Genomic DNA, 13,403 nt, shown 5'->3' with positions numbered 1-13,403 from the left:
TCTCTGACAATTTTCCATAATTTAATCGCTTTTCAACCCCTACAAATCTGTTAGGATACAAGAATGTATATAGTATACGTAAACTATGCTTGGGGGATTTTAAATGTTTTCAACTACTCAGATTGGTATTGATTTAGGGACGGCAAACATTTTAGTATATACAAAAAATAAAGGAATCGTTCTTAATGAACCTTCCGTTGTTGCTATTGATCTTAACACAAAAACGGTACTTGCCATCGGTAACGAAGCGAAAAACATGGTCGGAAAAACACCCGAAAACATCGTAGCGATCCGCCCCCTTAAAGACGGGGTTATTGCTGATTACCAGGTAACGACTGAAATGCTTAAAGAAATTATGAAAAAAGTAAGCAAAAAGCTGGGGTTCTCTGTGCGTAAACCGAGCGTTGTTGTCTGTACCCCATCTGGTTCAACTTCCGTAGAGCGCCGGGCAATACACGATGCGGTTAAAAACTGTGGTGCAAAACACGTGGACCTTATTGAAGAGCCCGTTGCTGCAGCGATTGGTGCCGATCTTCCTGTTGAAGAGCCGATCGCCAACGTCGTTGTTGATATCGGTGGCGGTACAACAGAAGTGGCGATCATCTCCTTCGGCGGCGTTGTATCCTGCAATTCCATCCGTGTCGGTGGTGACCAGATGGATGAAGACATCGTTCACTATGTGCGTAAACACTACAACCTTCTTATCGGAGACCGTACAGGTGAACAGATCAAAATGAACATTGCCTATGCCCTTGTTGACCATGAAGAACTTACCATGGACGTTCGGGGCCGTGACCTTGTAACCGGGCTTCCGAAGACCATTTCACTAAGTTCCACTGAAATTCAAGGTGCCATTCGCGAATCCCTTCTTTCAATTCTTGAAGCGATCCGTGCTACACTTGAAGACTGTCCTCCGGAGCTCAGCGGTGACATCGTTGACCGCGGTGTCATCCTTACAGGAGGCGGCGCATTATTGAACGGCATTCAGGACTGGCTCAGCGAGGAAATCGTTGTCCCTGTTCACGTAGCACCAAACCCACTGGAAGCTGTCGCAATCGGAACCGGACGTTCACTAAACGTCATCCACAAACTTCAAAAAGCAGTACGCTAAAAGTTCGGGGGTCTGTCCCCCGAACTTTTTTATATTCTATTGACATTTCAGTAGTATCTTCTCCAACCCAAGAAGAAAAGGCCTGCCCCGTGTCAAGAGCAGCCCCCGAATTGTACGGGGACAGACCCCCGAACATTTTTATGCTGTTGCTTTGTGTTCCGTTTTGGCAGCTGAAGCGCCTCCTCCACCATCATTCATACTGATCCCTGTAAAGCCGTAGATGATCGTAATGACCGGGCACAGGAGGCAGAAGAACGCAAACGGCAGGAATGCCATAACGGGAACTTCAAGGACACTCGCCATAAAAACACCGCTCACCCCATACGGTATAAGAGGGTTGACTACGGTGCCTCCCGCTTCCAGCGTTTTCGACAAATGCTTTCCTTTCAGCCCAAGCTCCCGGTACTGCTTCTCGTATGCCTCACCTGTAAGCACCACACTCATGTACTGCTCCCCAAGGCTTACGTTAATACCGATCGCACTCAAAGTCGTAGAGAGAACCGCTTTTCCCCTGCTGTTTACTAGTGAACGGATCGCACTGATCAGACTGTCAATAATGTTCAGCCTTGAAAGAATACCACCCATTCCCAGCGCAAGAATGAGAAGGGACGTGGCCCACATCATGTCCTGAATACCGCCACGGGTTAGCAGCGTGTCAATGTCCTCCGTACCCGTAGACGCAGTAAACCCGTCCTGTACAAGGACCATCCAGTTCGCTGCAGCCAGCTGCCCGTCTAAAATAACAGCCACAATAAATCCGCTTACGATACCTGCAATCATGGTCGGTATCGCAGGGGTCTTGCGGATCGCCAGCACCCCCATCACAAGTGCAGGAATAAGAGCAATAACTGTTACGTGGGTGTTTGCTGCGAGCGTTGCAATCCACTCATTCACTTCAGAAGTAGCCGTAGTTTCCTGGGCCCGTCCGATAAAGAAAAACAATATCAGACTGATCAGGAAGGCCGGCACCGCTGTCCACATCATATGACGGATGTGTTCAAACAAATCGACCTTACACACACTTGACGCAAGGTTCGTCGTATCAGACAGCGGGCTCATTTTGTCACCAAGCAGAGCACCGGATACGACCGCACCGGCCACCATGGCCAGATCTATTCCAAGAATCGACCCGAGCGTCATAAACGCAATCCCGATCGTGGATGCTGTTGTAAACGAACTTCCCACAGCCATCCCGACAACAGCCGTCACCACAAACACACTCGGCAGGAAGTACTCCGTGAAAATCACCTGAAAGCTGTACGCAATCAGTGTCGGTATGGTTCCCGCCTGCATCCATACTGCTATTAATATACCAATAAGCATAAAAATGATTATCGGAATAATCCCCGACTTCACACCTTTGATAAGACCCTCTTCCACAAACACCCAAGGCTGCTTCTTTGCTGCGTTAAACAACGCCAGCAGAAGGATGACCATAAAGATCGGTACATGAGGCTGAGCGCCAAGATAGACGAGTGACACCCCAATCGTTCCTAAAATCATTAAAATAACAACCACAGCCTCCAGGCGGCTCACCTGCGGCTCACGCTCTTTTTTATTCACCGTCTCCACACTCATCTCAACATCCTCCTTTTCTCACAAATTGTCGGGGGACAGACCCCGCACAATTTCCCGCAATTCCGCCGGGCAGACAAAAAACTCCCCTGTCCTGGTTAGGGACGGAGAGTTTCCGCGGTACCACCCTATTTGACTAGACGTTCGCAGACCTTGCTCAACTGGCTCCATAAACTTTCGCTCTTCTCGGCTCTACTCTGACTGACTGCGCTGTCTTTGTCCACTTTGATTACGTAATCGCTTGTTACTATAAGTGTAATTCACACATGGTTCTGCCCGGATTTCCAGCTTCCATCCGGTCTCTTCCTGCTGCTCGAACCACTGCTACTCCGCTTTTATGCGATCGATATTTCTTTTTCTACTTCAATTATCACACTTAGACGCTTAAACGCTTTTAAGTGATAAAGTGATTATCTGTTTAACAGCATAATACGCATTTCTATTTTTGTCAACAACAAAACTAAAGAAACACCAGCTCCTCCATGATCAATCATCGGCCCACCTGTATCCATTTACCACCTTCATCCGCATGACCAGAAGGTCTTTACTCGTAATCCGCTTTTTCTGATTCTCCTTCCGGCTTTTCAGCATCTCCTTTTGTTGTTCAAGAATCATCGCCAGCTTCTCAGAATGCTTGACAGATTCCTCCTGCTTTTTCACACGATTTTTTCTGCGTCTGCCTTTAATGGCACCTCTCTCTGCTTTCTGTTCCTTCACTGCCTCAAAAGATACGACATTATCTTGTTCCACTGTTCTTTTCGTACTTTCCGACTTTTTCACAGACTCATCTTCCTTTGCAGCTGTCTCTTCCACTCCTTCTTCTTCTTCCCGTAATGTTTCCACATCTTTCTGCTCTTTCAACTTTTCTCTCTTAAGCCGTTTACTCTTTTTCCCCTTACTGCCCTTTTGTACCTTCTTCTCTGACGCTTCGACTGTTTCTACAAGGTCTGTTTGCACTGGAGCCTCTTCAAGAGCCGGTTCCACTCGCGCCTCTTCAAGGTCCTTTTCATGCCGCTCACTCTTTTTCCCCTTACTGCCCTTTTGTGCCTTCTTGTCTGACGCTTCGACTGTTTCTACAAGGTCTGTTTGCACTGGAGCCTCTTCAAGGTCCTTTTCATGCCGCCTGCTCTTTTTTCCCTTACTTCCTGTTTCTACCTTCTTCTCCGACGCTTCGACTGCCTCTGCAAGGTCCGTTTTCCCCGGCGCCTTTTCAGTCATTCTCTTATTCTCATCCTCAGCAACCTTCTTTCGTCTTCTATTGTCCTGATCTTTTTTTACTTTCTTCTTTTTCCTTTTCTCTTTTTTATTACCTTCTTTAAGAGAATCATTGGCTGGTTGAACTTCTCCCGTCTCCTCTTCCCTCTGTTTTTCCATGTTGCTGCACACAAACTTTGCATACTCAAGTACCATTTCATACGCTTCCTGCAGCTTCTTTCTGCCATAGGCTTTTACAAGGGAAACCTTCAAACTTCTGGAATTACTTTCAATAAACCAGAGCTTCTTATTTTTATCCACACCGAGGTCAATGCCCACTTCTCCGCAAGGTCCGTCATGCTTTTCCAATTCATTAATGACCGTCTTTACAAGATTATCTATTTCCGACGTTAACCGCTTAATCTCCTTCTCGCTGAACTTAAGCTTCTCTTTCAGAAATGTAACCAGAGGATAGCTCGTAGCGTGTGTCGTAATCGGCGCGTTGCTGTTTCCCAGCCGCACACAAGGAGATACGGCATTCACCCTGTTCATCCCGTCTTTTTGAACTTCGACCCGAATATCAACCAGCCGGTCTTTAAATGTCAAAAGATTAATCGGCTCCTGGATAATCACCTTTTGTTTTCTATAAAACTTCCTGATCTTCTTCATAAGCACCGGGAATGATCCTACGCTCTCCTTAACGAGCTCCTTTTTAAATACACTGTATTCATACCCATCCCCGGTCGATTCTACCATCATCACCTGTCTCCCGCGACCGCCCTGGACTCCTTTTAAATACACACGGTTATATTTATCAAGCATATTCTTTACATCAGAAGATTTACTGAGTAGTATCGTTTCCGGTAAAAACGGGCGGATGTCTGGAGAATAATTCAGCTTTTTGTGCACACTCCATTTATTAAATCCACTGGCTCTGTTAATAATGTGAACTTTCTGTTTTTTCAGTAATTTATCTAATTTCGAATCTCTTTGAATGATCCCCCCGGCTACCCTGCGGTACAATACTTTAGGGAATTGAATTCCTTTTTTCTGAATCCAGCATTTATTTTCATGATCGTAGCAAGTTCCTGTCACAGTCCCTGCCTCATGATCAATACTTTCAGGTGAAAAAAAATAAATATCAATTCCCACCTTCTTACTGGCGGCAATTAAATCGTGATCTCTCTCAATCGCATTTTGTTCAGCTACCATCCTATTCAACACATTCTTTGTTACCATAACTCCAAAGCAGTACGTTTCCATCCTCGCTCTCCCTTTCTTTCAAGTTCAGCTAGTGTTAATGTATGTTACACTTCACTTTAGGACACGGGTAAACAACCAGACTACCCCGGACTTGGGAATCAAAATGCAAATGATCCATGAATTTAAACAAAAAAACTCTCCGGCCACCTGAGTGATCGAAGAGTTTTTCATACCTGAAACAGCCTGCCTATTCCACGCTGCTGCTTACACTATTTCATCTTGTTTTGTTACCCAAAACGAGGCTCCTCCCATAACGGAGAGGATTTTTGAACACCTTTTCCACTACTTCATCCCCATAAGCTTTAACAACCGATACTTTAGCCGAATGGGCATTAGACTCAATGAACCAGATCCGGCCATTCCGGTCAAGGGCAAAGTCAATTCCAAGCTCCCCCACTTCACCGTAATGCTGCTCCAGCACCTCATAACAATCGATTAAAAAAGCCTTGATCCGCTTATCCACTTCAAGGAATTCCTCTTCAGAAAACTGCAGGTTCTCCTTTAAAAACTCATCGTAACGAAAGCTCTCGGAATGGGTCGTGATCGGCGAGCCCTCCTGGGAAACCCGCGAGCAAACCGCCACAATTTCCAGTTCATGATCTCCGTTGCGCTGGAGCTCCGCCCTCATATCCGTCACCCGGTTGTTGAAACGCATCAAATCAATTGCACTCTGAATCAGAAACGGTTTGTTATTAAGAATCCCACTAATACTCTCATATAACTCCTTCAAGGTAGCCGCCCTTCCAGTAAAAAGCTGCTCCTTATAATACCGGTAAACAAAAGAAGGGCCCTCCTTCTCGACTTTAATCACCTGCTCTCCCTTGCGCCCGTTAAACGACTTCACATACCCTGCATCTTCTTTCTCGAAAAAATCAGTGAGTACCCGAATGTTGCGGACTCTTTTCGTTTTAGGCAGAAAGGAGCGGAGATTCTGGTCCTTTTTAAGAAGCTTATACACTTCCATCTTATTAAACCCTTTGAGGTAATTGATGGATGGAATGTTTTGTGCTGCAATCTGTTCCTGAAACTCCTTTGCCTTACTACTCGCAGATGAAAAAATCCCCCCTCCACCCCGGTTATAAATCACATCCGGATACGAAAACGCACCCGTCCTCCATTCCTGTTTTTCCACGTCAAAATAAACCCCATCAATCGTCTCATCTGCTACATTTACACAGCTTCCGTTGAAATAAAAAACAGACAGTCCTTCTTCCTGACCGGCCTCCAGCGTTTTTAAAATACGAAACCCCGGCTTCTGCTTCAACAGGTTGCGAAGCGCCCGTCTCCCAACGGTAATTCCAACGGTGACCATATCCATTATCTTCTCACTCACGCCATTCACCACCACCATGATAGTCTATTCATCATATGACCGCAGGGATAAAATGTACCCCGGGAGAATTCTCAAAGCCGTCAAGTTAAGGAATAAAACTAAATATTAAAGCTGAAGACCCAGGATGAAGGCGGAATATCCCTCGCTTTTCACAGGAGGTGCCGGCGATCCTCCTTACTTCCTTCCACTCGTACCAGCAGACTGCGGACATGACAGCTGCATCGATTCTCAACGGCCCTCAGAATATCAGATGTCAAATGATTGGTATTGCCCTCCTCTCCGCTCATTCCATAAAAAAAGCCCTCCTGCACGCAGAAGGGCTTCGCTCTTTCTAACTAATTACGAATTAAAATCACATACACATGATCCAGATTAATGATCTCTGACACCGTCAGGTCCGCTTCGTGGGCTTCCCTTACCAGCGTGTCAGACTCCAGCCGTTCGTGAAGGGGCGGCCCTTTCGTGAATTCTTCTCTCTTCCATTCAACAATGGCCCCTTTTCCTCCGGGCTTCATCATCCGCCTCATCTCAGCGAACGCCTTCACCCGGTCAGGCACCTCGTGCATCACAAACGCCGCAACAAGACCATTCACGCATGCATCCGGAAGAGGAATGTCCTCCAGGGTGGCTTCAAGAAGGCCGACATTCTCAAAGCCCCGATCCATAGCACGGACCCCTAGGAGGCCGAGCATCTCCGGTTCAACATCAACGGCATACACATCGTTTTTTGTCCGGGACGCCAGGGGCAAAGTAAAGTAGCCGTTTCCGGCACCAAGATCGGCAGCGGTATCCCCTTCTTTTATTTCAATCAGATCAGCGACCCACTCCGCATCAATCATTGCTTTCCGGTCCGGTGCGAGCAGCAGGTCTGCCTTTGCCGGATCAAATCGTTCCCCTGCCATCAACGTTCCTCCTCTTTTTTACCCGCAGCCGAAATCAGCGTGTCCTGGTCGAACACGTCAAGCTCGCCGCTCGCCAGGTTGTAAAGGGCACCGATGATCGGCACACCCTGACCGTGCTCCTGATACACAGGGTGCTCCTTGAGCTTCGTGACCTGGTAAAGAACGTTGTACTTACAAAGCTTCTCAGACGTCCACTCACGGCTCTCACGGTCAGTCGGAAGGCTTTCTTTCACATGCTTGAGCCAGTTCTGAAGACCTTCTTCCCGGTTGTCGTTCCACGCCGCCTGGACCCCGCCGCAGCCGGTGTGTCCTTTAATCAGAATGTACTTTACTTTCAGGTGCACAAGAGCGTAGTACAGGCTCGCCCCGAAGCTGTCATCGTCATGAACAACCTGGTTGGCAATGTTTCTGTGAATGAACATATGCCCCGGTTCCGCGTCCATTACCGTCGACGGACACACGCGGGAGTCACTGCAGGCAAGAACGAGAAACTCCGGATGCTGCCCCTCATTTAAGCGTTCAAAAAACTCAGGATCATCTTTCAGCCATTTCTCTTGAAATTCAATGTTTTTACGTTTCAGATCTTTTAATTCCACGTTTATCAGCCCTTTCACTGTCGCTTTACTGCTGATTTACCTGAAGACCGGTCAAAGCCTGGTCGATGGACGGATACTGGATGCCCGGGCCGAATTTGTTAACCCATCCCGCTTTTGCAAGAAGGTCTCTAACAGGACCTTTCACATTCACCAGCGTCGTTTCCACCTGGTGGTTCTCCCGCTCCGAGCGGATCCACTCCTCCAGTTCATCGAGTGCAATGGCATCCACATCGTTCACCCCGGAAAAATCAAGGATCACGTGTTTCAGGTCTGCCTTTCTGACCATCTGGTCGTGCAGATATTCCTTTATAAACTCCATATTAGCAAAATAAAGCGGCGAATCAATCCTTAAAATCAAGGTTTTTGCAAAAGTACGAGCTTTATCAAACCGTGACACGTTCCGATACAGCCCCAGATCGTCCACGTAGCCGAGCTCGGCAATGTGGGGCTTGCTGCTCTGGTAAATAAAAACAAAAAGTGAAAAGGCTATCCCCGCAGCGATCCCCCACTCGATTCCAAGGATAAGCGTCGCGGCAAACGTAAGGGCCAGAGTGACCCCGTCAATCCGCTTCACTTTCCAAAGGTGAACCGCTTCTTTCACATCAATAAGCTTGTAAACCGCAACGAGAATGATCGCAGCCAGCACCGCCTGAGGCAGATAATAAAACCAAGACGTGAAAAAGAGCAGCACAATCACAATCAAAGCCGCCGTAATAATCGATGCCACTGGTGTCCGGGCACCGGCGTCGTAGTTCACCGCCGACCGGGAAAATCCCCCCGTTACCGGAAAGCCGGAGAAAAAGGCCGCACCGATGTTGGAAAGCCCGAGTCCTTTCAGCTCACCGTTCGCGTGAACACGGTACTTCTCTTTAGAAGCAATCACATTCGCCATAGCATAGGATTCCACAAATCCGATGATGGAAATCGTAATCGCCGTCGGAAGTAAAGCCAGAATCAGCGACGGATCAAGCGCCGGAATCGTCAGTCCAGGCAGTCCTGCAGGCACGTCTCTGATAATCGCCACGCCGTTGTTATGAAGGTTCAACAAAACAACAGCAAGCATACCCAGTACCACAACAGCAAGCGGTCCCGGTATTTTCTTCACCCTCCTTTTCATGAAAATAAGGACGAGGATACTTCCCACACCGATTCCCAATGTCGGCAAGTGAATCTCACCGGCTCTCGCACTTATTTCCCCCACGATGAGAAAGACGTTCTTTGAACTCTCAAGGTCGATCCCTACCAGGTGCTTCATTTGACTAAAACCGATAATAATAGCAGCCGCACTCGTAAAACCTGATATCACACCGTGAGAAATAAACTTCGTCACGACACCAAGGCGCAAAACGCCCATGGCCAGCTGAATCCCACCAACCATGAGTGCAAGGAGAAGGACAAGTGAAATGTACTCCTGGCTCCCAGGCTCCGCAAATCCCGATACACCGGAAAACACCAGGAGCGACACCATCGCCACCGGCCCGACCGCAAGCTGGCGCGACGTCCCGAACAACGCATAAATCAAAATCGGCACTGTGGCCGCATAAAGCCCCATCACCGGCGGAAGCCCCGCCAGCATGGCATAGGCCATCCCCTGAGGCACCAGCATAATCGCCACAATTAAGCCGGCATTCAAATCTCCCCGTAAATCCTGTCTCAAATCATAACTCTTCAGCACACCCAAAATAGGTAGCCACTCTCTCACACTTCCCACCTCCCAAAGGGTCCCCTTTCAACCGGGGTCTGTCCCCTGAACAATTGTGTAAATTTCAATGATAAGCAGGATTTTGCAGCGCCTTTGATATATGAAGGCACCACGAGGGAGACAAGAGGAGTTTTTCTGTCTGTGATCCCCCTTGCCTCCTCAATCCTGTTCTTTTTATAAACCAATACTACGAAACAGCGCAGTTGTTTGGTCCGACTTCCATCTCCGCCTGTTCATCTTCATCTGGGTCGTGCTGCCCCATATTCGTTTTCCGAATCTTGTCATGATCATTCGGCTGGGGCGGAAGATTCTCTGTAACCATCTTCCTGAACTCTTCCTCCTCTTCAACCTGAAGCCCGCTGTTCTTTTCATACAGCTCATCCAAGCGCGCCATCACGCGGCCCTCCTCGTCAATTTCTTCCGGCTTCGCGTAGTGGGCAGGCAGCACTTGAAGATCACCACTCAGCTCTTTATAACGCCTGTACAGGGTCTCCCGCAGATCCCCTACCCAGTCTTCCGCTTTGCCGGCAAGATCAGGCCGGCCGATGGAATCGACAAACAGAATATCACCGCTCAATAAATACGTATCGTCCAAAATGAGGGACGTACTTCCGATCGTATGCCCCGGCGAGTACGTCGCAGCAATCACAATCCGCGTCGTGCCGACTTTGATTTCCGCTCCGTCCTCCAGCGGAGCATACTCAAACGTCACCTCTTCCGCATCTTTCGGCGGCAGCCAGTACTCCGCTCCCATCGCCTCTCTCAGCTTACGGCCGCCGGATATGTGGTCAGCGTGCAGGTGCGTATCAATCACACTGCGAAGCTTGAGCCCTTTTTCTTCAAGAAACGATTCATAATGGCCAGTCATGCGGTTCGCATCCACAATCGCCGCAGAGCCGTCGGACTCAATTAAATAAGACAGACATCCTTTCCCAAGACGGAGAAACTGATAAATCGTACCCCCGCTTGGAAGGTCACCGATTTTCACCGGCTCCAGGTGCTCACTCCACCCTTCCATACCGCCCTCCAGAACATAAACATCATGCTCACCTACATTATGAATCTTCTCACCAATCACTCTTGAAGACTTTGCCTTCGCACAAACGACAACAACCGGCTTCTCTTTTGGAAGCTTTTCGAGAAGATCGTCAATGCCATCTTCCTTCAACTGCTTATAAGGTTCATTAATCAGCTCGACCGAAGGACCCTCAATATGCCAGTCCTCCACGGCATCCGGTTCCCGGATATCCAGCACCACCATCTCATCACGGTTAAGCAGCTTCTTCGAAAACGTAGTCAATTCGATCTCTCGTAAATCCATCACTAAAACAGCCTCCTTTAGAAATTTCTACGGTGTTCCATACCCGCCAAGGTATCATTCCAATCACTTTCCACTCTCATCTTCTAGCGTCCCAAAAACACGCCCCCATACCGTTTCCTCCTCGGAACCACCTCGGGGTCTGTCCCCCGAACAATTGTGTAAGTCTTCATTTTAGGCAGGAGCAATTGTTGAACAAATCTCCCTTGTACTGTTAATTACCCCATGGGGTATAAAGAAAACCAAAAAAATTGGTAGCCATCACATACCCCTATAGGTATATATTATCTCACTCTCCCACTAGTGTCAAATAACAAAAAAGCTTGTCCCACCTGAGAAAAGTCCCCTATCCCCAGTCTCTACGCCAGCAAAAGCCCAGCACACCAGTCACTTCCCCGCATAAGCAAAAAATTTAAAAATAAAATACAACAGCCCGAGCACGATGAGCACCTGCACAAACCCGCCGATCACACTAAGCAGCAATGCCACCGCCCAGAACAAAATGAGCAGCCCGATCAGTCTTCCAACCATCACGATCCCTCCAGAAAATATTCTCCCAATACTCTATTCACTGACATAGGATCTTGTCTCCGCAGCCGCTCATCGTTTTATGGCTTTTGCTCAACGAGTTATCGGTTCCCTCCTTACTTCATCTGAGAAAATAGGGGCACCCTGCCCTCTTTTCTACACTTCCTTCGCACTATTCTACGGATAGCCGCTGCCATTTTACACTAAAAGCGCGATATTTAACGGATTACCGTCCCTTTTTTACACTTCTGCTCCCTCTTTTTACGTTTAGCAGTTCCAGCCCCCGCCCCAAAAAACCACAACAAAAAGACCCCTCCATCACCGGAGAGGCCCTTTCAAAACACATTCCACTCTTCAAAAATCCACTTACCTTAACTAACGCCCGCGTATCATATTGATGATGAACACGACCAGGGCAATGACAAGCAGCACGTGAATGATACCGCCTGCTACATCGAGTAAAAACCCGAATAACCAAAGCACAATTAAAATACCAATAATAGTCCAGAGCATGTGATTGTCCTCCTTTGTAAGTATAGAACTGCGAATACGTCTAAGATCATAAGCAAATGTAAGAACGTCGCTAATCCTACTTTTCCCCAACCCTCAGAAATTAAAACAATCACATCTCAAAAACCCGCAGACTAGCCCCATCCACCTGTAAAAAAACCATTAAAAGTCAACCACAAAACCCAAAAGTTACGGGGACAGACCCCGCACAATTTCTGCAAACCTCCCCCGCCCCCAACAACGAAAAAACAAAACAAAAAAGCCTCCCACGGCATCCCCGCCGTCAGTAAGGCTTCTCCTGATAAAAATAATTCGGCACCACGATCTTATCCTCATAACCCCGGTGAAAAATATGCGTCGTCGCCGGTGACACCGGCGGAATCAGCCAGTCCCACCGCCCCGTCAGTTCACGTCCGCAGCCCTCTTCCCGCTTCTCAAACTGCCGGAACTGCTCGGCTGCCGTATGATGATCCACCACACTCACCCCATCCGCCTTGAACGAATGAAGCACAGCCCGGTTCAACTCAACCAAAGCCCGGTCCTTCCACAACGTAGACACCCGCGACGTATCCAGACCAAACACCTCCGCCACCCGCCGCAGCAAATCATACCGGTCCGTATCTGCAAGATTCCGAGCCCCGATCTCCGTCTCCATATACCACCCGTTAAACGGCGCCGCCGGATACACCAGACCCCCAACCTCAAGCTTCATATCCGAAATAATCGGCACCCCGTACCACCGGACACCAAGCTCCGCCACACCCGCCTCTTCCGGATGCCGCACCTCGACCTCCAGCACCAGTTCCCCGGGAATCTCAAACCACACAGGCTCACGACCATCCACCTGAATCACAAGAGGCAGCACATCAAAATCCGTACCCGTACCACGCCAGCCAAGCCGCTCACACTCCCGCGTAAACGCCACCGACCACGAATCCCCGACAACACCATCCTCCGTCTCATAACCCGCATACCGGATCAGCTGGTGATTCCAAATCCGCACCCGGTCACGCCCGTCCGCCAGACGCGCCGGAAAAATCGTAATCGTCGGCCGGATCCGACCGCCATTCGTCGCATACTCAATATGCTGGCACAGCGCCTGAAACACCGCCTCCTCCTCCGACAACGACCGCGCATCAAACACATCAAGCATACTCCAGAACAACCGCCCAATACACTTATTGCTGTTCCGCCACGCCATCTTCGCCCCATGCGACAGCTCCTCAGCCGTCTGGACATACGTCCCCGTCTCAGCGACCTCCCGCTCAATTTCCTCAAGCCGCACCGGAATACTCTCCTCCTTACCCAGCTCACGGTAACACACGTCCACAAACGCCCGCGCATCCTCCAACACTCTCATACAATCTCCAC

The 13,403-nt window shown here is 48.7% G+C and carries 11 protein-coding genes; 1 reads left to right on the top strand and 10 read right to left on the bottom strand.

All coding sequences use genetic code 11. The annotated features are described in order from the left end of the window. Positions 1-103: 103 nt before the first annotated feature. Positions 104-1,111, top strand: coding sequence for a rod-share determining protein MreBH (gene mreBH, locus EBO34_RS16785; RefSeq protein WP_122900722.1), 1,008 nt, complete (start codon positions 104-106; stop codon positions 1,109-1,111). A gap of 138 nt (positions 1,112-1,249) precedes the next feature. On the opposite strand, the gene nhaC is transcribed toward mreBH, so the two are convergent. The 10 genes from nhaC to EBO34_RS16740 form a co-directional block, all read right to left on the bottom strand. Continuing rightward, positions 1,250-2,689 carry a Na+/H+ antiporter NhaC gene (gene nhaC, locus EBO34_RS16780; protein WP_122900720.1) on the bottom strand — a complete coding sequence of 480 codons (1,440 nt, stop codon included), beginning with the start codon at positions 2,687-2,689 and terminating at the stop codon, positions 1,250-1,252. A 483-nt stretch (positions 2,690-3,172) separates the two neighbouring features. Next, positions 3,173-5,143 (bottom strand): YheC/YheD family endospore coat-associated protein, encoded by a 1,971-nt coding sequence (locus EBO34_RS16775; RefSeq protein WP_122900718.1) that lies wholly within the window; start codon positions 5,141-5,143, stop codon positions 3,173-3,175. 214 nt (positions 5,144-5,357) lie between these two features. Continuing rightward, the gene (locus EBO34_RS16770) at positions 5,358-6,476 is read right to left on the bottom strand and encodes a YheC/YheD family endospore coat-associated protein (RefSeq protein WP_183163925.1); all 1,119 of its coding nucleotides are present in this window, start codon (positions 6,474-6,476) and stop codon (positions 5,358-5,360) included. A 335-nt stretch (positions 6,477-6,811) separates the two neighbouring features. Further along, a complete protein-coding gene (locus EBO34_RS16765; RefSeq protein ID WP_122900715.1) occupies positions 6,812-7,378 on the bottom strand; it encodes a class I SAM-dependent methyltransferase in 567 nt (188 codons plus the stop codon). After that, entirely contained in the window at positions 7,378-7,974 is a 597-nt protein-coding gene (locus tag EBO34_RS16760; RefSeq protein ID WP_122901400.1) for a carbonic anhydrase, read from the bottom strand. Before EBO34_RS16760 ends, EBO34_RS16765 begins: the two co-directional genes overlap by 1 nt. Positions 7,975-7,999: 25 nt before the next feature. Next, positions 8,000-9,676 carry a SulP family inorganic anion transporter gene (locus tag EBO34_RS16755; RefSeq protein ID WP_122900713.1) on the bottom strand — a complete coding sequence of 559 codons (1,677 nt, stop codon included), beginning with the start codon at positions 9,674-9,676 and terminating at the stop codon, positions 8,000-8,002. Between the two features lie 187 nt (positions 9,677-9,863). Continuing rightward, a complete protein-coding gene (locus EBO34_RS16750; protein ID WP_122901398.1) occupies positions 9,864-10,997 on the bottom strand; it encodes an MBL fold metallo-hydrolase in 1,134 nt (377 codons plus the stop codon). Positions 10,998-11,381: 384 nt separating this feature from the next. Further along, positions 11,382-11,525 carry a hypothetical protein gene (locus EBO34_RS20770; RefSeq protein ID WP_183163924.1) on the bottom strand — a complete coding sequence of 48 codons (144 nt, stop codon included), beginning with the start codon at positions 11,523-11,525 and terminating at the stop codon, positions 11,382-11,384. Positions 11,526-11,897: 372 nt separating this feature from the next. Then, positions 11,898-12,035 (bottom strand): lmo0937 family membrane protein, encoded by a 138-nt coding sequence (locus tag EBO34_RS16745; RefSeq protein ID WP_122900711.1) that lies wholly within the window; start codon positions 12,033-12,035, stop codon positions 11,898-11,900. A gap of 280 nt (positions 12,036-12,315) precedes the next feature. Then, on the bottom strand, positions 12,316-13,392 hold the full coding sequence (locus EBO34_RS16740) for a nitric oxide synthase oxygenase (protein WP_221175164.1): 1,077 nt from the start codon (positions 13,390-13,392) through the stop codon (positions 12,316-12,318). Positions 13,393-13,403: the final 11 nt, after the last annotated feature.

This window comes from Alteribacter keqinensis, from assembly GCF_003710255.1.
Taxonomy (GTDB): domain Bacteria; phylum Bacillota; class Bacilli; order Bacillales; family Salisediminibacteriaceae; genus Alteribacter; species Alteribacter keqinensis.
Note: the sequence above shows the minus strand (reverse complement) of the source record. Positions and strands in the feature narration are given on the sequence as shown.